Raw genomic sequence first — 20163 nt, forward strand, 5'->3', positions numbered from 1 at the left:
CAAGTTTATACGGCCTAAAGTCGGCAATCGACCAAAAATTCCGATGCGCATCGACATCTTCTACGCGCCTTGTAGGGCGATTCTGAAAAACCGGTTTGCCACGTCCATTCAACGTCGCGCTTTCGTACCCTCTGTGGCCCGTATTGCCTGAACAGAGCCCGCCCGAATGCTCAATGACAAGGAAAGTCCGTTTTCGCTGACCCTGGCCGAAGGCGGGATAAGCCTGCCGGTCCTGCGCTTCAGCGGTCATGAAGCGCTGAATCAGCCCTATCGGTTCGAAATCGAAGTCATGGGCCTGGCGCCCGCCTGGTCACCCGGCACGCTGCTGCATCAGGCGGCGTTTCTGCACCTGGATGACGACCACGGGATTCACGGCATCATTCAAAGCGCCAGTTGCGAACACCGCGCAACGCACCGGATCGCCTATCAACTGGTACTGATGCCGCATCTGCAAGCGCTGGAGCAACATCCCGTACGCCGGGTCTTCACGCAACTGAGCGTGCCGGCCATCCTTGAACAACTGCTCAGCGAACATCATCTACCGGCCCACAGTTACCGGATCGAGATGACCGTCGGCCACTACCCGCCGCGCCCGTTCTGCATTCAGTACGAGGAAACCGATCTGGCCTTTTTGCAACGGCTTTGTGAGGAGGAAGGCATCCACTATCACTTCGAACATCAGCCGGACGGCCATGTGGTGGTATTCGCCGATGACAGCCTGAGCCTGCCGCAGCAACCGACGGCGATTGCTTTCAACACGCAGATCGATGCGCCGGCAACCGGCCTCAGCAGCCTGTTCCAGCGCCATGAGGCGGTGCTGCCTCAGATTCCTGCCGGCGTGCGTGAGCGAGGGCATTCGATTACGGGCCAGGAGGCCGCCAATCACACGCTGGGCAGTGCCGTCGCCCCACCGGGATTTCTGCCGACTGCGCAACGTCACGCGGCCCAGCGCAGTCGCCGTTTGCTGGAACGCCAACGCTGCCGGTCACGCTCGATTCAGGGCCGCAGCGATTGTCCGCGACTGCTCAGTGGGCGCCTGTTGCAAGTCATGGAGCACCCGGTAAACGCGTTCAACGAGCAGTGGCTGATCACCGACCTGCGTCATCAAGGCCAGCAACCTTCGATTCTCGATCCGGTGCCGACGGTTCGCCGCTATCACAACGACTTCACCGCGCTGCCCTGGTCGACCCCGTTTCGCCCGCCGCCTAAACAACTGCGTCCTGGCATTCCGGGGTATCAGCCGGCACAAGTGCTCGGCGCGCCGGGGCAACCGGCGCAAGTGGACGATCTGGGGCGGATCGCCGTCCGGTTATGGCCTGACCAACCTGATGCCAGCGCAAGCGAAGGGCTGTGGTTGCCGGTGGTCATGCCCCACGTTGGCGGCGGCCTGGCTCGGGAAAATCTGCCCTGCGCCGGCAGCGAGGTCTGGGTGAGTTTTCTCGACAGCGATCCCGACCGGCCGATCCTCTGCCTCGACGCCTGCCGCCCCCGAACGTCGCAGCCCACAGAAACCGAGCCCGACGACGACCTCTTGCTCGACTGGCTGCTCAACCGCTCCGCCCCACCGCGCTGACGATCAACCTTTGTCGGCCTTGCCCGCCGCCGCTGCAAATTTCGCCAGACGCACATCAAGATGCCGGGGCCGCCGACCGTGATCCTCGGCGCGCTCCTTGCGGCGAATGGCGTTGCGCACCATCAGCGAGCCGAGGTAACGAATCGGTTCCGGCGGAAAATAGCCCAGCGGCCCGTTGACCAGCGGCGAGCGCGTCCACGGGTTGTCGAGGCCCTGCACCAGCGAAGCGAGAATCTGCCCGCCCATGTGGCACGGCCCGACACCGCTGCCGGAATAACCAAAACCGTAGAAAACGTTACCGCTGGCACTCATCTGGCCGAAGAACGGCAGGCCGGTGACCGAGCGATCCGAAGGGCCGTTCCAGGTTGCGTCGACTTTCACATCGGCGAACGCCGGGAAGAAATCGTCGAGGCTGCGCTTGAGCAACCCGGTATAGGGCGATGGCTGGTCGAACACCGGCAGCATCCGCCCGCCGTAAGCGAAGGTATTACCGCCCTTGCCGAGCATGATCCGACCGTCCGGGGTGTTGTGGTAGTAGTGCACGAAAATCCGCGAATCGAGCACGGTGACGCCGCTGGTCAAACCGATTTCCTGCAACAGATCCGGACGCGGTTCGGTGATCAGCATGTCGCTGGAAACGATCGCCACGCTGCGCTCGAACTGCGGAAAAGCACGGGCCATCCACGCATTCATCGCCAGCACCACGCGATCGGCGGTCACACAGCCGTTCGCGGTGTGAATGCGCGCCGGACGCCCCTCTTCCAGCCCGGTCATCGCTGTGCCTTCATGAATACGCACGCCCAGTTGCAACGCCACCCGGCGCAAGCCGCGTACCAGTTTGCCCGGCTGCACGCTGGCGGCGGCCGGCGAGAACCAGCCTTCCAGGTGCTTTTCCGAGCCGGCCATGCGCTGTACATCGGCGACCGGCCGCTGGGTAAACGAGTTGATGCCGTTGCGCTCCAGCGCTGCAATCACCGCATCGGTGGAGCCGCACTGCGCGCGGTTGGTGGCGGTGTAAAGCGTGCCGTCGAGGCGGTAATCGGCATCGACGCCGTATTGCTCGCAGAACTCGCCGATGGCGTGGATGCTGCGCTCCGATTCCTTGACCAGCCGCACCGCTTCCTCGACGCCGAACAGCCGCTCGAGGGTGAAATACTTCGCCGACCATGACAGCGCACAGCCGCCATTGCGCCCACTGGCGCCGGCGCCGCAGATGTCAGCCTCGATCAGCACAACATCGAGTTCGGGGTTCTGCTGCTTGAGCATGATCGCCGTCCACAACCCGGTGTAACCGCCGCCGACGATGCACACATCGGTGCGCACATCGCCTTGCAGCGGCGGGCAAGGTTCGGACGTGTCGAGCTGCAAAGCCTGCTCCAGCCAAAACGGTCTCATGAAAATTCTCCAGTCAGTCGGCCACGGCACAGCCTGCCGCGAACGCCGCAGCAGGCCGCGAGGCAGGGTTTATTCAGTTACGCAGGGGTTTGATGGTCAGGGCGCGATTGGGTACGTAGGCACGCGGTTCCATGACGCCGACCGGGCGGCTGTTCCAGTGCGGAATCAGCACCAGCGCCGAGAACAGCGCACAACCGGCGAACACGATGAACACCGTCACCGAGTCGAAGTAACCCGGCAGCAAACCACCGAGCACCGCACCGACCGAGCCGCAGCCGTTGACGAATCCCGCCGCCGTGGCGCCGGCCTTGGCCTTGCCGAAATCGATGGCGGCGGCGCCGCTGATCATCGAGTCCGGGCCGTACAGGGTCAGGCCCATGACGAACAACAGTGCCACCACCAACATCACGCTGCCGGTGTGCAAGGCGCCCATGAACAGCGCGAGGGTCACGGTCAGCGCCAGCAGACTCAACACGCAGGCCGGCATGCGGCGGGCGCCGAACAGTTTGTCCGAGGCCAGGCCGATCATGATCGGCCCCAGCAGCCCGGCCAGTTCAAACGCGGTGGGAATGATCGCCGCGCCGACCTTGCCGACCGAGGGCATCTGTTCGAACACGATCACCGGCCCCCACAGCAGAATCGCGTAACGCGCCGGTTTCAACAGGAAATACGCCAGACCCAGCACCAGCACCGTGCGGTTGCGCAGGATTTCCTTGAGTGGCTCCCAGACGCTGAGTTTGCTGTTGGCTTCGGCCTCTTCGGCGCTGATGACCGGCTCCGGCTCCACGGCGGGCAGGCCAACGTCTTCCGGCTTGTCGCGCTGAAAGATAAAGAACAACACCGCCACCACCGCGACCACCGCCGCGCTGGAAATGAACGCCGCGTGCCACGAACCGATCAGCGTGTACGCCCACCAGCCGGCGAACGGCGACGCCACCAGACCGCCGAATGCATAACAGGAACTCCACAACCCGAGCACTCGCCCGCGTTGTTCGGAGGGGAAGAAACTGCCGAGGTTCTTGCACAGCCCCGACCAGCCGGTGGACTGCGCCAGCCCCTGAATCAGCATGCAGGTAGCGAAGATCGGCAAGGTGGCGAAGCTGCCCATCACCAGCGCCGCCGCAGCGGAAATCAGCAAACCACCGAGCACCACAACCCGTGGGCCGAAGCGGTCGGCGAGCATGCCCCAGGTGAACTGGCCGATGGCGTAGGCCGCCAGGTAAATCGCATCGAGGTTGGCCATGGCCATTTTGTCGAGGGTGAAGCTGGGGTCTTCGGCGATGCCCAGTTTGGCCACCGAAAAGGCTTTGCGGGTGAAATAGAACGCGGCGTAAGCGAGCCAGGTGACAGCGAAGATCTGCATGCGCCAACGCGCAATGGTGCCGATGTGCTTGTTCATTGTGGTTCTGACCTCAGGGTGTGAGTGTGCCGGCAGAATCGATGAGTAAACGCCTGTGTTTTTTATTGTTGAGCACTGCGATATCACCCCGTCCCTTCGGCGATACCGGTCAGATGAGTCCTGGTGTTGCACGCACAGGCTCATGGCCAGCGTCGCTGCCCGACCGGGCAGTCAGCGTTGGCGTGAGCCGATCAAAGCAATTACTGTTTAATAAATAAAATCGATTTATCGTATTTCACACATAAGCTCAGCTTGTTACTGAACTTCGCCTGTAAACGAGGAATCAGCCATGTCGGTTTCCCACGCTCAGCTCAAAGCCTTTCACGCCGTGGCCGTGCACGGAAGCTTCACCAAGGCCGCCGAGCGGCTTTATCTGACGCAGCCGGCTATTTCCGACCAGGTGCGCAAGCTGGAAGAACGCTTCGGCGTGTTGCTGTTCCATCGCAACAAACGCTCGGTACGCCTGACGGATCTCGGCGAACGCTTGCTGGCGATCACCCAGCGTCTGTTCGTGGTCGAGGCCGAAGCCCAGGAGCTGTTGCAGGAATCCCAGGCCTTGCAGACCGGCAGCCTGATTCTGGCGGTGGATGCCCCGGTGCATGTGTTGCCGCAGATCGCCCGGTTTTGTGAGCGCTATCCGGGGATCAGCGTCAAGATCGAAACCGGTAACACCGATGAATCGCTGTTTCGACTGTTCAACTATCAGGCTGATCTGGCGTTGCTCGGGCGTGATGTCAGTGATGAACGTTTGTTGTGCGTACCGCTGCGCAACGATCCGATGGTGGCGTTTGTCTCGCGCCATCACCCGTGGGCCGAGCGTGAATCGATCTGCCTGGAAGATCTGGACGACACGCCGCTGGTACTACGAGAACACGGCTCGGTGACCCGCCAGACCCTGGAAGAGGAAATGGCCCGCGCCGGTTTCCGCATCCGTCCCGCGATTCAGGTCGAAGGCCGGGAAGCGGCGAGGGAGGCGGTGGTGGTGGGGATTGGCGTGGGCGTGGTGTCGGCGGCGGAGTTTGGCGCGGACTCAAGGGTTTGTGCGCTGCCGATCACTGATTGCACCCGCCGATTGACCGAGACACTGGTGTGCCTGCGCGAGCAGAGTTCGCGGCGGGTAGTGGCGACGTTTCTCGAGATGGTGCGCGAGAGTCTTGTTCAGACCGGCGCCAACCCGAAAAACGCCTGAATCAAGCGCAACTCCCGCCGCCGCTCCACGCAGCCGATCATGTGCCGATTGACCAGCCCCTCTCCCGCAATGGGAATCGCGACGACACGAGGATCGTGGCTGACCTCCACCGACGACACCACCCCAACCCCCAGTTCAGCCGCCACCGCTTCCGTCACCGCCTCGCGACTGTCCAGTTCCAGCAACACCCGTGGGCTGACCGACGCCTGCGCACAGGCCTGATCAAACGTGCGCCGGGTAATCGAACTCGGCTCGCGCAACACCATGATCACCTGATCCAGCTCCTTGAGCCTGACCTCGCCGGAACGTGTCGCCCACGGATGCCCCGCCGGCACCAGCGCGCAGATTCGCGATTCGCTCAGCGCTTGCAGATGCAGGCCCTTTCGCGGTTCGACTTCGGTCAGCACCGCCACATCAGCGTGCTCGGACAACAATGCCGCCAACGTTTCCTGAGCGTTGCCCAACCGCAGATTCACCGTGATCCCCGGATAGCGCGCCCGCAGGCTGGCAAGCATCGGCATGACCATGTGCGGACCGTCCGCCGCCACCTCAAGTCGTCCGGTCAGCAACTGCCGATTGGCTTCAAGCAGCGCCTGAGCCTCTTCGGCCATGCCGAACATTGCCCGGGTGATTGCCGCCAGTTTGGTGCCCTCCTCCGTCAGCTCGACCCGGCGCGCCGTCCGTCGCAACAGCGTGATCTGGTAATGCTCCTCCAGCGCCTTGATGTGCCCGGTGACCGCCGGCTGGCTGATGAACAACCGCGCGGCGGCACGGGTGAAGCTGCCTTCCCGGGCCACGGCGTCGAAGGCGCGGAGCTGGAACAGGTTCATGGATAACCCTCACTGATAGCTGGCATAACAACAAACAATTTGATTGATGATCCGCCGAATTGCAACGTATGCCCCGTAGCTTCATCCCACAGCGCTATCGCGAGGACACACGAATGAGTACTGCCGCACCCATCCTGCTCACTCCCGGCCCGTTGACCACCTCGGCCCGCACCCGCCAGGCGATGATGGTCGACTGGGGTTCATGGGATGACCGCTTCAACCAACTGACCGCCAGCCTGTGCGAGCAACTGCTGGCGATCCTCAACGGCGCCGACAGCCACCACTGCGTACCTTTGCAGGGCAGCGGCACCTTCGCCGTCGAAGCCGCGATCGGCACCCTCGTCCCCCGCGACGGCAAGGTGCTGGTGCTGATCAACGGCGCCTACGGCAAGCGTCTGGCGAAAATCTGCGAAGTGCTGGGCCGCTCGTTCAGCACCTTCGAAACCGCTGAAGACGAACCGACCACCGCCGCCGACGTCGACCGCCTGCTGCGTGCCGACAGCGACATTACCCACGTCGCGCTGATCCATTGCGAAACCAGCACCGGCATTCTCAATCCGCTGCCGGAAATCGCCCAGGTCGTCGAGCAACATGGCAAACGTCTGATCATCGATGCCATGAGCTCCTTCGGCGCACTGCCGGTGGATGCGCAAAAAGTCCCGTTCGATGCGCTGATCGCCGCATCGGGTAAATGCCTCGAAGGCGTGCCGGGCATGGGTTTCGTGTTTGCCCGCAAGGAATCCCTGGCCGCAGCCGCCGGCAATTCGCATTCGCTGGCGATGGACCTGTTCGACCAGCACAGCTACATGAAAAAGACCGGCCAATGGCGCTTCACCCCGCCGACCCACGTGGTCGCGGCGCTGCACGAAGCGCTGCTGCAATACAACGAAGAAGGCGGTCTGCCGGCGCGACATGCGCGCTACGCCGCCAACTGCCAGGCGCTGATGGAAGAGATGGGCAAACTCGGCTTGCGCAGTTTCCTGCCGGCCGCGATTCAGGCGCCGATCATTGCGACCTTCCACGCACCGAAAGATTCGCGCTACCAGTTCAAGGACTTCTACGAACGGGTCAAGGCCAAGGGTTACATCCTCTACCCCGGCAAGCTGACCCAGGTCGAAACCTTCCGCGTCGGCTGCATTGGCCACGTCACCCCGGCGCAGATGCGCGAAGCCGTCGCGGCGGTGGGTGAAGTGCTGCGCGAGATGGAAGTGCTCGACATCTGATTCACCCGGCCCGTTCCCTCATTTGAATTGCATTGCCCACACACAGGATTCTGACCAACATGAACTACAACAACCCTACCCAGCTGCAAGCCGCCATCCTCGACTGGGCCGGCACCGTGGTCGACTTCGGCTCCTTCGCACCGACCCAGATCTTCGTCGAAGCCTTCGCCGAGTTCGACGTCCAGGTTTCCATCGAAGAAGCCCGTGGCCCGATGGGCATGGGCAAGTGGGATCACATCCGCACCCTGTGCGATCAGCCGCAGGTTGCCGAGCGTTATCGCAAGGCGTTCGGCCGCACCCCGACCGACGATGACGTGACCGCGATCTACAACCGTTTCATGCCGCTGCAGATCGAAAAAATCGCCGAGCATTCGGCGCTGATTCCCGGCGCGCTGGAGACCATCGCCAACCTGCGTCAGCAAGGGATCAAGATCGGTTCCTGCTCCGGTTATCCGAAGCAGGTGATGGACAAGGTCGTGGCACTGGCCGCCACCAACGGCTACATCGCCGACCACGTCGTCGCCACCGACGAAGTGCCGAACGGCCGCCCATGGCCTGCCCAGGCCCTGGCCAACGTGATTGCGCTGGGCATCGACGATGTCGCCGCCTGCGTGAAGATCGACGACACCGTGCCTGGCATTCTCGAAGGCCGTCGCGCCGGGATGTGGACCGTGGCGCTGATCTGTTCCGGCAACGCGCTTGGCCTGGATTACGAAGGCTATCGCGCACTGGGCAGCGACGCGCTGGCCAGCGAACGCAAGCGCATTCACGCGCTGTTCGAAGGTTCGCGCCCGCACTACATGATCGACACCATCAGTGATCTGCCGGAAGTGATCGCCGACATCAACAAGCGCCTGGCCAACGGCGAGATGCCGCAAAGCAGCTGATTGCAACCATCGCGGCAAACAAAAACGCCAGTGTCTGCCCGACACTGGCGTTTTTTCATGGGTGTTTTCAGTCAAATCGCTGACTCAGCTCAGTGAAAGCTTTTTTAGCCTCGGGCAAACGCGCCAAAGGGGATTACAGTTAAGGCATGCCGTCGCAGAACGGCACGCTTGAGCCCTGAACCGTGAGGAACGCCGTATGCCGTGGACAAATTCCGAATCCCGTTACAGCACCGTGTCGATCCTGTTGCACTGGCTGATGCTGGTGCTGTTGGTGCTGGTGTACGCCAGCATGGAATTGCGCGGGCTGTTTCCCAAGGGCAGTGGTGGTCGCACGCTGATCCGCGAAGTGCATTACATGCTCGGGCTGACCGTGTTCGTGCTGGTCTGGTTTCGCCTGTTCGCCCGCAGCCTGGGCCCGGCGCCGAAAATCTTCCCCGCTTCGCCACAATGGCAAACCACCCTCGCACGCCTGATGCACTGGGCCTTGTACCTGTTCATGATCAGCATGCCGATCCTCGGCTGGCTGATCACCAGCGCCGAAGGTCATCAGGTGATGTTCTACGGTTTCGACCTGCCGTTGCTGGTGAGTGAAGACAAGGCGTTCGCCAAAGACGTTGAACACTGGCATGTACTGATCAGCACCGTCGGCTACTGGCTGATCGGCCTGCATGCGCTGGCGGGGATCTATCACCATTACGTGGTGCGCGATAACACGCTGCTGCGGATGATGCCCAAGCGCAGCCAGGGTTAACCGTCAAAGCCGCGCCGGCCCTGCAAGCCGCCGGTGTGGACGAAGATCAAGCGTGAACCCCGGGCAAAGCGGCCCGCCTCGATCTGTTGTTTGAGCGCCAGCAAGGCTTTGCCGGTGTACAGCGGTTCGAGGGGAATACCGCTGGCCTGTTCGGTTTGCGCGATGAATTCAAGCAACGCCGGATCGACCTTGGCGAAACCGCCACGGCTGGCGTCGATCAGTTCGTAGCCTCCGGCCTCACCCACAATCGCCTCGGCATTGGCTGCGACGCCGTGATCGTCGGGCACAGCCATTGCGCCGTACACCGCATGTTGTCCGGCCTCGGCCAACACCAATCCCGCGAGCGTGGTGCCCGTGCCGCAGGCCAGCCACCAACCGTGGTAGTCGTCCCAGCCGAGCTTCCCGAGTTGGTTAATGACCTGCTCCTTCAATGACGCGCAACCCTGCGCGCCCGGCAAACCGCCGCCCCCTTCGGGCACCGGATGCAGCGTCGAATATTGCGCAAGCCAAGGCTGCCAGAACCCCGGCTCGTGCCGCGCCCGATAACCGCCGTAACCGAGCCAGTGCAACTGCATGCCGAAATCCTGCAGATCCCTGACCGTCGGCGTGTCCTGCGGATGCCCGCGCAGCAAACCGACCGTGGCGAATCCCAGGCGTTTGCCGGCAGCCGCCAGTGCATGCAGATGATTGGAGTGTGCACCGCCCAGGCTGATGATGCCTTCGGCACCCGCGCGGTCGGCGACTTTGAGATGTTCGACGAGTTTGAACCACTTGTTGCCGCTGATCAGCGGATCGATCCGGTCGAGACGCAGGATCGCGACTTCAATGCCGGCGGCGGTGAGCCAGTCCAGATGAAGCGGTTCGAGGGGGGCTGGGGCCAGCCAGTCAGTGGGAGGCAGAAACATGAAGGCCGGCTCAGTGCAAAGAGCCGGCATTCTAGGGTGGATCAGAGCTCGGCGGCCAGACGCGAGCCCTGATTGATCGCACGTTTGGCATCCAGCTCGGCCGCCACATCGGCGCCGCCGATCAGGTGCACGTTCTGCCCGGCTTCGACCAGACCGTCGTGCAGCTCGCGCAGTGGATCCTGGCCGGCGCAAATGACGATGTTGTCGACCGGCAGCACTTGCGGCTCGCCGGTTTCACCGATGCGGATGTGCAGGCCTTCGTCGTCGATCTTCAGGTATTCGACGCTGTTGAGCATCTGCACCTGCTTGTTCTTCAGACCGGTGCGGTGAATCCAGCCGGTGGTTTTGCCCAGGCCGTCGCCGACCTTGGACTTCTTGCGTTGCAGCAGGAACACGTCGCGCGCCGGTGCGTGCGGTTCAGCCTTGATCCCGGCCACGCCACCACGGGCTTCCAGATTCGTGTCGATGCCCCACTCTTTCCAGAACGCGGCGCGATCCTGACTGGTGGCCACGCCTTCATGGACGAGGAATTCCGAGACGTCGAAACCGATACCGCCGGCGCCGATCACCGCTACGCGCTTGCCGACCGGTTTGCGCTCGAGCAGCACATCCAGATAGCTCAACACTTTGGCGTTCTCGACGCCCGGAATCGCCGGCAGACGCGGCGCAATGCCGGTCGCCAGAATGACTTCGTCGTAACCGCCTTCGACCAGTTTTGCCACGTCGACGCGGGTGTTCAGGCACACCTCGACGTTGGTGGTCTGCAGTTTGCGTTTGAAGTAGCGCAGGGTTTCGTAGAACTCTTCCTTGCCAGGCACACGTTTGGCGACGTTGAACTGGCCACCGATTTCGCTGGCCGAATCAAACAAGGTCACCTGATGCCCACGCTCGGCGGCCACGGTGGCGGCGGACAGACCAGCAGGACCGGCACCGACCACCGCGATTTTCTTAATCTGCTTGACCGGCAGGTAATTAAGTTCCGTCTCGTGGCAGGCACGCGGGTTGACCAGGCAGCTGGTGAGCTTGCCGCCGAAGGTGTGATCGAGGCAGGCCTGGTTGCAACCAATGCAGGTGTTGATTTCGTCGGCGCGGCCTTCGGCAGCCTTGTTGACGAAGTCCGGGTCGGCGAGGAACGGCCGCGCCATCGAAACCATGTCGGCATCGCCTTCGGCGAGGATCTGCTCGGCGACTTCCGGGGTGTTGATGCGGTTGGTGGTGATCAGCGGAATCTTCACCGAACCACGCAGCTTGGCCGTGACCTTGCTGAACGCCGCACGCGGCACTTTGGTGGCGATGGTCGGGATCCGCGCTTCGTGCCAGCCGATGCCGGTGTTGATGATGGTCGCGCCGGCCTGCTCGATGGCTTTGGCCAGGGTGACGATTTCTTCCCAGGTGCTGCCGCCTTCCACCAGATCGAGCATCGACAGACGGAAGATGATGATGAAGTTCGGGCCTACCGCTTCACGTACGCGGCGAACGATTTCCACCGGCAGGCGCATGCGGTTTTCGTAGCTGCCGCCCCAACGGTCGGTGCGATGGTTGGTGTGGGCCGCGAGGAACTGGTTAATGAAATAACCTTCCGAACCCATGATCTCCACACCGTCGTACTCGGCGGTCTGGGCCAGTACCGAGCAAGTGACGAAATCGCTGATCTGTTTCTCTATGCCTTCCTCGTCCAGCTCTTTGGGCTTGAACGGGTTGATCGGCGCCTGGATGGCGCTCGGTGCGACCTGTTTCGGGCTGTAGGCATAACGGCCGGCGTGGAGGATCTGCATGCAGATCTTGCCGCCCGCATCATGCACGGCGCGCGTGACGATGCGGTGCTTGAGCGCTTCTTCCTCGGTGGTCAGTTTGGCCGCGCCGGAATAAACGCCGCCCTCGTCGTTCGGGCCGATACCGCCGGTGACCATCAGGCCGACACCGCCACGGGCACGCTCGGCAAAATACGCCGCCATGCGTTCGAAACCACCCGGCTTCTCTTCAAGGCCGGTGTGCATCGAGCCCATCAGGGTGCGGTTGCGCAACGTGGTGAATCCCAGGTCCAGCGGGGCCAACAGGTGCGGGTATTGAGTGGCGGTCATCGTTAACTCCACAGCAGCGATCACGGAAAATGCGGGAGCTCTGCGTCCCCCGTCAGTCATGTTCGACAGATTAGGAGTCGCATCGCTGTCACTCAATGACCGTAACTGACAAGTTATTGATCCAAATGCGCAGCGCCCCTTGGCAAGCCGGGGCTGGCGCCCTACCCTGTCCGCACACCCTGTACCCGGTTGTTGTTGGATTTCATGCGCAAACTTCTGTACCTGACTTTTTCCATGGCGCTCATCGCCGCGCTCACCTTCTACGCCATGTGGGCGGCTGACCGCCCGGCCGGTCATTACCTGTCGGACCTGCGGATCAAACTCGCGGTCGATCAGGGCACGCCCGCCGACCGTGGCAACCTGCTGGGCATCCAGCCCGAGCTGTTCCCCACCGACTACCAAAGCCCCGAACGCCTGCACCGCAAGCTCGCCGCCTATCTGCAGCAGGCGCAGGACCAAGGGCTGTTGAATGAAAAAACCGTGGTCATCCTGCCCGAGCATGTCGGCACATGGCTGATGATCAGCGGCGAAAAAGACGAGCTGTACCAGGCCGCCACCCTCGCCGAGGCGATGAACTGGCTGGCGGCGAGCAACCCGGTGCAATTTGCTCGCGCCTGGCTCACCGCCAAGGGCAGCAGTCGTCTGGATGACGCGCACCTGCGCATGAAGTCCCGGGATATGGCCAAGGACTATCAAGCGCTGTTCGGCGGTCTGGCCAAGGAATTCCACATCACTTTGGTGGCCGGCTCGATCGTGCTGCCTGAACCGAACATCACCGATGGCCGGCTCAAGGCCGGCAGTGGTGCGCTGTACAACAGCACCGTAGTGTTTGGCCGCGATGGCGCCCCGCTCGGCCAGCCACAACGGCAGATGCGTCCGATCTTCGATCAGGACGAGCCATCCGGCACCCGCGAGGCTTCCCGGATCAATGTGATCGACACCCCGGCCGGACGCCTCGGCGTGTTGATCGGCAGCGACAGTTGGTATCCGGACAACTACCGCAAACTCGACGAGCAAGGCGCGCAGCTGATCGCGGTGCCCGCGTTCGTCGTCGGTCATGGCGTTTGGGATCAACCGTGGAAGGGTTACAAGGGCTTGAGCGTGCCAGACTCGGTCAGCCTTAAACCAGGAGACGTCAGCGAAGGCCAGGCCTGGCATCAACTGACCCTGACCGCGCAACCGTCGGCCAGCAAGGCGCTGGCCGGCATGAGTGTGTTCCTGCGCGGGCAGTTCTGGGACAAGCCGAGTTCCGGGCAAAGTTTCCTCAGCAGCAACGGCCAGCAATTCGCCGACAGCGAAGCCCGTGGCGCGCGCCTGCTGAACCTCTGGTTGTAAACCATGAAACCGCAGCCGATGCGTCTCGGGGATCTGTCGGTGGGCTTTGTTCACAGCCTGGCCGATGCCGTGCGCAGCCATGACGTCGATCCGCTGCCATTGCTCGAACAGTACGGCCTGGATGCCGCGCGCCTGGCCGAAGCCGGCGCCCGCCTGTCGATCCCGCGCTACATGCGCCTGGGGCATGGCGCGATCCAGCTGACCGGCGATCCGGCATTGGGTTTGCGAATGGGCCAACTCAGTCGCCTGAGCCAGGCCGGACTGGCCGGCGTGACTGCCGCGCAGGCGCCGACCGTGCGTGAAGCCGCCCGCTGCCTGATTCGCTTCGAACCGTTGTACGGCTCCAACTATCGAGGCCAGTCGAGTTTCCACGAGGACGCCAGCGGTGCGTGGCTGCGCTTCTACTCGATCAGCCCGTACAACGCCTACAACCGCTTTGTGGTGGATTCGATCATTGCCGGCTGGCTGCATCAGCTGTCCAGCGTCAGCCCCGAACACTTGCGCGCCGAGCGGATCGAAATCGAATTCGACGCCCCGGACTATCGCGACGCCTACACCGTGCTGGGCGAGTGCCCGATCCAGTTTGGCGCCGAACACAATCAACTGCGCCTGGGCCTCACCAGCCTGGCCCAACGCAACCCGGAGCATTGCCCCAGCACCTGGAAACATTTGCTCGGTTTGTGTGAACGGGAACTGGAACAACTGACCCGCACCCGCAGCCTGCGTGAACGCATCACGCAATTGCTCGGGCCGTTGCTCAATGGTGGCCGGGAACCGGATCTGGAAGAAGTGGCGGCACGCCTGAAGCTGCCGACATGGACGTTACGGCGAAAGCTGGCCGAGGAAGGCACGCAGTTTCGCGCGATCCTCAATGACACTCGCCGTGATCTGGCGATGACCTACATCCGCGACACCGAACTGGCATTCGGTGAAATTGCCTACCTGCTGGGGTTTGCCTCGGCCGAAGCTTTCCAGCGCGCCTTCAAGCGCTGGAACGGCCAGACACCGGGCGAATTTCGCCGCAGTCACCGCAAGACAGGATGACGCCTCACAGCTCGGTGGCGTCTTCCGCAGGCTCTGGTGAATCCAGTTCGTAAGCCTGGAATTCGAGCAGTTCTTCTTGATAGTCATCCATTGCGTAATCCCCCTGACGCTTGCTTGAAATGTCCTGGAACAAATGACCAGTGCCTCGAGCATAAAGTGCCCGTGTGAAGGAAAAATGAAACGCGCCCTTCATGAAATAAACGTAGCAGGCGGTCAGGAATTTATCGCGGGATATTTTTCGACGGGGCTTGCAGGAAAAAGCTCAAGGGAGACAACAAAACGCCACGCCTCCGACAGGGGTCGGAGGCGTGGCGCGAAGTTTACTGCCCGGAGGCAGGCATGGCCGGAATCGGCTCGGAGGGCGGCGGCATGTCCGTCGGGTTGGCCGGCGGCGTGATGGTTTCCGTCGCGGGCGCAGGCTCGGCAACCGGTGCCGGGGTGATCGGCGCGACTTCGGCCGGCGGTGCTACCGGCTCGGAACTGGCCGGGGTCGCTTCTACAGGCGCTGGCGTCGGTGCCGCCGCAGGCTCGGCGGCCGGCGCTGGGGCCGGGGTCGGTTCAGCCGCAGGGGCTGGAGCCAACGCAGCCGGCGCTGGCTTGGCTTCCGGCACACCCAAGTCGGTCTTGGGTTTCTCAGTGATGTGCGCGGCTTTCTTCGCGTCGGCCGGCAGGAACAGCTCGACCAGCGTGAAGAAACGCTCGTAGAACTTCTGCGAGGACACGGTTTCACTCGCTACCTTGACCATCGAATCGTCAGACGAGCCGATCGGCATCGACACCGAGCCCAACACGCCGACACCGAGGCTGGCCGAGTTATTGGTCTTCTTCAGCGCGTAGCGGTCCTGCAGGGCGTTGGCGAACACGGTGGCGTGATGGCCGGCGCTGCCATCATCGGCGCACACCACGTTGAAGCTGATCTCCAGGTGGGTTTCGCCGGTCTGCTGGAAGCTCTTGTGCCCGCTGACCAGTTTCGGGTCATTGCTGGTAATGATGTAGCCCTGGCTGAGCAACGCTCGGCGGGCCGCTTCGCAACTGGCGGTGTCGGTCACCGGATAATTGCGCGAAAAGGTGCCGGAGTCGTCGAAATTCTCATGCTCGTAGATAGGCTTGTCCTTGGAGCAGCCGGCAGCGGCGGTCAGCAACAACGCCAACCCGATGAAACGCACGGGAATAGAATTCAACATTAAACATCCTGAGGGAAAACGGTCCGGGGCGTATTGTGCAACAGATCGCTGCCCCGCGGCGTATGGATTAGTGTCTTAAAACAGTTACAACTCTACCGGTCATGGACGACAGGAAAAAGTCGCGCCGATAAATGATCGATGAACACGCGCAATTTGGCGGTTGCATGCCGGCTCGACGGCCACAGGACCCAGAACTGCCCGACGTGCTCCAGATGCTCATCCAGTACGCGCTGCAGGCGACCCTGCTGCTGCGCTTCATGGATCATGAAGTCCGGCAGACAGGCGATGCCCATGCCCGCCAGCGCCGCATGCCGCACGGCTTCGATCGACGTACTGACCAGGCGTGTCGGCAAGGTCGGCTCGGGCGCGCCCTCCTCGCGCTTCAGCGGCCAGGGCTCCAGTTTGCCGGTGGCGTGAAACGTGTGGCGCAAGCAGGCGTGCTCCGCCAGATCGGCCGGAGTGAGCGGCTCGCCGCGTTCGCGCAGGTACGCAGGACTGACCACCAACACCATGTGAAACTCGCCCAACGGTCGTGCCATCAATCGCGAGTCTCGCGGTTTACCCGTCCGGATCACCGCGTCGAAGCCTTCTTCAACCACATCCACCATACGATCGGTCAGGTCCAGATCCAGTTCGATCTGCGGGTACCGCGCCATGAATTCATTCATGACCGGCATCACCAGCTCATGCACCTGCGGCAGGCTGACCCGCAACTTGCCGTGAGGCGCCGCTGCGGCATCGCACAACTCGAACTCGGCTGCTTCGACCTCGGCCAGAATCTTGCGGCAACGCTCAAGAAACAGCGCGCCTTCGCTGGTCAGCGTGATGCTGCGGGTGGTGCGATGAAACAAGCGCACATTGAGCCGTGCTTCCAGGCGGGCGATGCTCTTGCCGACCGCCGACGAAGACACGCCCTGCAAGCGGCCGGCCTCGGTAAAACTGCGGGTTTCCGCCACCTGCACGAACACCGAAATACTGCCCAGGCTGTCCATTCATCCCTCCCTGATTCACGACATTCTTGTCCGAGATGTTCGGAACCCTAACCTGTTTTTCCCGAATGTGCAGCGCCCTACCCTATGGCCTTCGTCTCCTTCGGCAAAATGGAAACCCGCCCATGAACGATGCGCCACTCACTTCCCCCTCGCTCGCCGGCACCGTCGAGCCCGCAGAACGATTACCGCTGGGCGCACTGCTCGCTCTGGCCACCGCCGGGTTCATCACCGTGCTGACCGAGGCGATGCCCGCCGGCCTGCTGCCGCAGATGAGCGCTGGGCTTGATGTCTCTCAGGCACTGATCGGGCAACTGGTCACGCTGTACGCCATCGGTTCGATGCTGGCGGCCATTCCGCTCACCATTGCCACCCGTGGCTGGCGTCGGCGCCCGCTGCTGCTGGCGGCCATTGGTGGGTTTGCTATCGCCAACAGCATCACTGCGTTGTCGGAGCTGTACTGGCTGACCCTGATTGCACGCTTGATCGCAGGCGTATTCGCCGGGCTGCTCTGGGCTTTGCTGGCCGGGTACGCGAGCCGGATGGTCGCACCTCACTTGCAAGGCCGGGCGATTACGGTGGCCATGCTCGGGGCGCCGCTTGCGCTGTCGCTGGGCATTCCGGCCGGCACGCTGCTGGGCACGGCAGTCGGCTGGCGCCTGAGCTTCGCGATCATGACCGGGCTGACCGTGCTGCTGGTGATCTGGGTGCGTTGGCAAGTACCGGACTTCGCCGGTGAACGCGCCGGCAAACGCCTGCCACTGCGTCAGGTGTTTACCTTGCCGGGCGTGCGATCCGTGCTGTTTGTAACCTTGTCCTACGTCGTCGCGCACAACCTTCTGTACACCTACATCGCGCCCTTTCTGGAGCCATCGGGACTTGCCGCAGAAATCGACCGGGTGTTGCTGGTGTTTGGCCTGGCGTCGGTATTGAGCCTGTGGATCGTCGGCAGCCTGATTGATCGCTGGCTGCGTCAGCTGGTACTGGTCAGTGCCACGCTGTTCCTGCTGTCGGCGATTGCTCTGGGTCTATGGCGCGAATGGCCGGGCGTGGTCTACACCGCCACAGCCGTCTGGGGCCTGGCGTTCGGCGCGATGCCCTCGCTGCTGCAGACGGCCCTGGCAAAAACTGCCAGGGAGGCTGCGGACACCGCGCAATCGATGCTGGTGACCCTGTGGAATGTCGGCATTGCCGGCGGCGGGCTTGCGGGTGGTCTGCTGCTGAACAACCTGGGCGTCGGGGCTTACCCGTGGATGGTCGCAGGTCTGCTGCTGCTGACCCTGTATGCGACCGTCAATGCCCGGAACCATGGTTTCCCGAACGCCGGATAGCGCGCACAAAAAAGCCCCGGATTTTCATCCGGGGCTCCGGTCTTGCGGCTCAGCCAGGCATCAGAAACGCTTGATGTCGGCTTCGGCTTCCAGCTGCTTGCGGTACGCCGCGAAGTCTTGCTGGCCCACACGCGATGCGAGGAAGCGACGGTACTGCGCTTTCTCTTCATCGGTCGGAGCCGCTGCTTCATTCACGCCGTTCAGGCGCACGATGGTCAGGCTGCCATCCGCCAGCGTTACGCTGGTGAAGGTCGGCTTGTCCTTGGCGGCCGGTTTCGGCATGCGGAACAACGCTTGCAGCACCGCCGGATCAACGCCTTCCTGAGCGCGGTTCGCCGCTTCAGTGACTTTCCAGCTCTGACCGTCCACCGCCTTGTCCAGCGGGGTCTTGCCATCACGCAGACTGGCGATCAGTTGCTCCGCCTTGGTTTTGGCAGCAGCGCTGGCGTGCTCTTTGGTCAACTGGGCGCGAATGGCAGTGGCCACGCTTTCCAGCGGCAATTGAGCAGGCTTCAGGTGCTCCTTGGCGCGCAGCACGATCACGGTTTCCGGATCCAGCTCGATGGCGGTGCTGTTGGCACCCTCTTCCAGCACTTCGGTGCTGAACGCGGCAGTCACTACAGCACGGTTGGCTGCAACGCCTTCGCCACCTTCACGGCCGAACGGCTTGGAGGTGTGCACGGTCAGTTTCAGATCCTGCGCTGGCTGGGCCAGGTCGGATGCTTCGAACGAAGAGTCTTCCAGTTGCTTGGTCGCCTCGACGAAACGCTGCTCGACTTGCTGGGTTTTCAGCTCGCGGGTCAGCTTGTCTTTCAGGCTGGCCAGCGTCGGCACTTCAGGCGCCTCGACACCCAGCAGCTTGATCAGGTGGAAACCGAAGTCGGTGCGAACCGGCTCGGAAACCTGATCCTTGTTCAGCGAGTACAGGGCTTTCTCGAAGGCTGGATCGTAAACGCCAGGACCGGCATAACCGAGGTCACCGCCATTGTTGGCCGAACCCGGATCCTGCGAGAACTCCTTGGCCAGCGCTTCGAATTTCTCGCCCTTGGCCAGACGCGCCTGGACTTCTTCGATCTTCGCCTTGGCCTGAGCTTCGGTGGTCTTGTCGTTGACTTCGATCAGAATGTGCGCCGCACGACGCTGTTCCGACAGGTTGGCGATCTCTTTCTGATACGCCGCCTGCAGGTCTTCGTCCTTGACGGCGACCTGATCGAAGAACGAAGCCTTCTTCAGCTCCAGGTAATCGATGACCACTTGATCCGGGGTCATGAATTCCTTGGCGTGCTCGTCGTAGTAAGCCTTGACCTCGTCTTCGGTCAGCTTCACGGCCGAAGGGTCAGCCTTGATGTTCAGCGTGGCGAAGTCGCGGGTCTGTTTTTCCAGACGGGCGAAGGCCAGCACCTGAGCGTCGGTCACGAAACCGCTGCCCGCCACACCGGCGCGCAGTTGGCCGATCAGCATTTCCTGAGCCAGCATCTGGCGGAACTGCATGCGGCTGTAGCCTAGTTGACGGATCACCTGATCGAAACGGTCGGAGCTGAACTTGCCGTCGACCTGGAATTCAGGCGTCTGCAGGATCACTTGGTCCAGGGCTGCTTCGGAGAAAGCGAATTTCGATTGTTCTGCGCCTTGCAGCAGCAGTTTGCGATCGATCAGACCCTTGAGGGCCGATTCGCGCAGCATTTTTTCGTCCAGCAAGGAAGCGTCGAAATCCTTGCCCAGTTGTTGCATCAGCTGACGGCGTTGCATATCCACCGCCTGGCTCAGCTCGTTCTGGCTGATTTCTTCACCGTTGACCTTGGCCGCCTCATTCTTGTGAGTCGTGGCCTGGAAAATGGCGTCGAAACCGGTCAGAGCCATCAGTGCAACGATGACTCCGATAATGGTCTTGGCAATCCAGCCTTGTGAATTGTCCCTGATATTCTGCAGCATGCGTCCCCCAGAAACGGTTGAACTTCAAAATTAGGCAACCGTGGAGCGTGGGTAGAATCCGGATAGAAGAAAGGCGCATCCGAGGATGCGCCTTCTCGTAACTGGCGGAGCGGAC

Annotated in this window: 17 protein-coding genes; 8 read left to right on the plus strand and 9 right to left on the minus strand. The window is 62.3% G+C overall.

All coding sequences use genetic code 11. From position 1 onward, the window contains the following. Nucleotides 1-166: 166 nt before the first annotated feature. Nucleotides 167-1573 (plus strand): type VI secretion system Vgr family protein, encoded by a 1407-nt coding sequence (locus tag PMI24_RS04740; RefSeq protein WP_007951539.1) that lies wholly within the window; start codon nt 167-169, stop codon nt 1571-1573. 3 nt (nt 1574-1576) lie between these two features. Here PMI24_RS04740 and PMI24_RS04745 read toward each other — a convergent pair whose 3' ends face one another. Next, nucleotides 1577-2974: an FAD-dependent oxidoreductase gene (locus PMI24_RS04745; protein ID WP_177323238.1), complete on the minus strand. Its 1398-nt coding sequence runs from the start codon at nt 2972-2974 to the stop codon at nt 1577-1579. A 67-nt stretch (nt 2975-3041) separates the two neighbouring features. Continuing rightward, complete coding sequence (locus PMI24_RS04750) at nt 3042-4367, minus strand: MFS transporter (RefSeq protein ID WP_007951542.1); 1326 nt, start codon at nt 4365-4367, stop codon at nt 3042-3044. Between the two features lie 289 nt (nt 4368-4656). Between PMI24_RS04750 and PMI24_RS04755 the strand changes: the two genes are divergently transcribed. Beyond that, complete coding sequence (locus PMI24_RS04755) at nt 4657-5556, plus strand: LysR family transcriptional regulator (protein ID WP_007951543.1); 900 nt, start codon at nt 4657-4659, stop codon at nt 5554-5556. On the opposite strand, the gene PMI24_RS04760 is transcribed toward PMI24_RS04755, so the two are convergent. Further along, on the minus strand, nt 5526-6386 hold the full coding sequence (locus PMI24_RS04760; protein WP_007951544.1) for a LysR substrate-binding domain-containing protein: 861 nt from the start codon (nt 6384-6386) through the stop codon (nt 5526-5528). The two genes, PMI24_RS04755 and PMI24_RS04760, sit on opposite strands and share 31 nt — an antisense overlap. Before the next feature lie 113 nt (nt 6387-6499). Here PMI24_RS04760 and PMI24_RS04765 point away from each other — a divergent pair, with 113 nt between their 5' ends. The 3 genes from PMI24_RS04765 to PMI24_RS04775 all read left to right on the plus strand — a co-directional run bounded on the left by PMI24_RS04765 (nt 6500) and on the right by PMI24_RS04775 (nt 9247). Beyond that, on the plus strand, nt 6500-7609 hold the full coding sequence (locus tag PMI24_RS04765) for a 2-aminoethylphosphonate--pyruvate transaminase (protein WP_007951545.1): 1110 nt from the start codon (nt 6500-6502) through the stop codon (nt 7607-7609). Nucleotides 7610-7668: 59 nt separating this feature from the next. Then, nucleotides 7669-8496, plus strand: coding sequence for a phosphonoacetaldehyde hydrolase (phnX, locus tag PMI24_RS04770; RefSeq protein ID WP_007951546.1), 828 nt, complete (start codon nt 7669-7671; stop codon nt 8494-8496). 196 nt (nt 8497-8692) lie between these two features. Continuing rightward, nucleotides 8693-9247 carry a cytochrome b gene (locus PMI24_RS04775; RefSeq protein ID WP_007951548.1) on the plus strand — a complete coding sequence of 185 codons (555 nt, stop codon included), beginning with the start codon at nt 8693-8695 and terminating at the stop codon, nt 9245-9247. Here the strand turns inward: PMI24_RS04775 and PMI24_RS04780 are convergent. Together PMI24_RS04780 and PMI24_RS04785 are read right to left on the minus strand one after the other, a co-directional pair. Beyond that, entirely contained in the window at nt 9244-10152 is a 909-nt protein-coding gene (locus PMI24_RS04780; RefSeq protein WP_007951549.1) for a 1-aminocyclopropane-1-carboxylate deaminase/D-cysteine desulfhydrase, read from the minus strand. The genes PMI24_RS04775 and PMI24_RS04780 overlap by 4 nt on opposite strands. Nucleotides 10153-10193: 41 nt before the next feature. Continuing rightward, a complete protein-coding gene (locus PMI24_RS04785) occupies nt 10194-12233 on the minus strand; it encodes an NADPH-dependent 2,4-dienoyl-CoA reductase (protein ID WP_007951550.1) in 2040 nt (679 codons plus the stop codon). 204 nt (nt 12234-12437) lie between these two features. Between PMI24_RS04785 and PMI24_RS04790 the strand changes: the two genes are divergently transcribed. Together PMI24_RS04790 and PMI24_RS04795 are read left to right on the plus strand one after the other, a co-directional pair. After that, on the plus strand, nt 12438-13568 hold the full coding sequence (locus PMI24_RS04790; RefSeq protein ID WP_007951551.1) for a nitrilase-related carbon-nitrogen hydrolase: 1131 nt from the start codon (nt 12438-12440) through the stop codon (nt 13566-13568). Nucleotides 13569-13571: 3 nt separating this feature from the next. After that, nucleotides 13572-14612 carry an AraC family transcriptional regulator gene (locus PMI24_RS04795; protein ID WP_007951552.1) on the plus strand — a complete coding sequence of 347 codons (1041 nt, stop codon included), beginning with the start codon at nt 13572-13574 and terminating at the stop codon, nt 14610-14612. 4 nt (nt 14613-14616) lie between these two features. Here PMI24_RS04795 and PMI24_RS29200 read toward each other — a convergent pair whose 3' ends face one another. The 3 genes from PMI24_RS29200 to PMI24_RS04805 all read right to left on the minus strand — a co-directional run bounded on the left by PMI24_RS29200 (nt 14617) and on the right by PMI24_RS04805 (nt 16788). Beyond that, nucleotides 14617-14805, minus strand: coding sequence for a hypothetical protein (locus PMI24_RS29200; protein WP_157222928.1), 189 nt, complete (start codon nt 14803-14805; stop codon nt 14617-14619). Nucleotides 14806-14932: 127 nt separating this feature from the next. After that, complete coding sequence (locus PMI24_RS04800; protein ID WP_007951553.1) at nt 14933-15796, minus strand: DUF2242 domain-containing protein; 864 nt, start codon at nt 15794-15796, stop codon at nt 14933-14935. A gap of 92 nt (nt 15797-15888) precedes the next feature. Further along, nucleotides 15889-16788 (minus strand): LysR family transcriptional regulator, encoded by a 900-nt coding sequence (locus tag PMI24_RS04805; protein ID WP_007951554.1) that lies wholly within the window; start codon nt 16786-16788, stop codon nt 15889-15891. A gap of 122 nt (nt 16789-16910) precedes the next feature. Here PMI24_RS04805 and PMI24_RS04810 point away from each other — a divergent pair, with 122 nt between their 5' ends. Beyond that, entirely contained in the window at nt 16911-18116 is a 1206-nt protein-coding gene (locus PMI24_RS04810) for an MFS transporter (RefSeq protein ID WP_007951555.1), read from the plus strand. Between the two features lie 60 nt (nt 18117-18176). Here PMI24_RS04810 and PMI24_RS04815 read toward each other — a convergent pair whose 3' ends face one another. After that, nucleotides 18177-20048, minus strand: coding sequence for a SurA N-terminal domain-containing protein (locus tag PMI24_RS04815; RefSeq protein WP_007951556.1), 1872 nt, complete (start codon nt 20046-20048; stop codon nt 18177-18179). Nucleotides 20049-20163: the final 115 nt, after the last annotated feature.

The organism is Pseudomonas sp. GM25, from assembly GCF_000282255.1.
In the GTDB taxonomy this organism is placed as follows: domain Bacteria; phylum Pseudomonadota; class Gammaproteobacteria; order Pseudomonadales; family Pseudomonadaceae; genus Aquipseudomonas; species Aquipseudomonas aphyarum.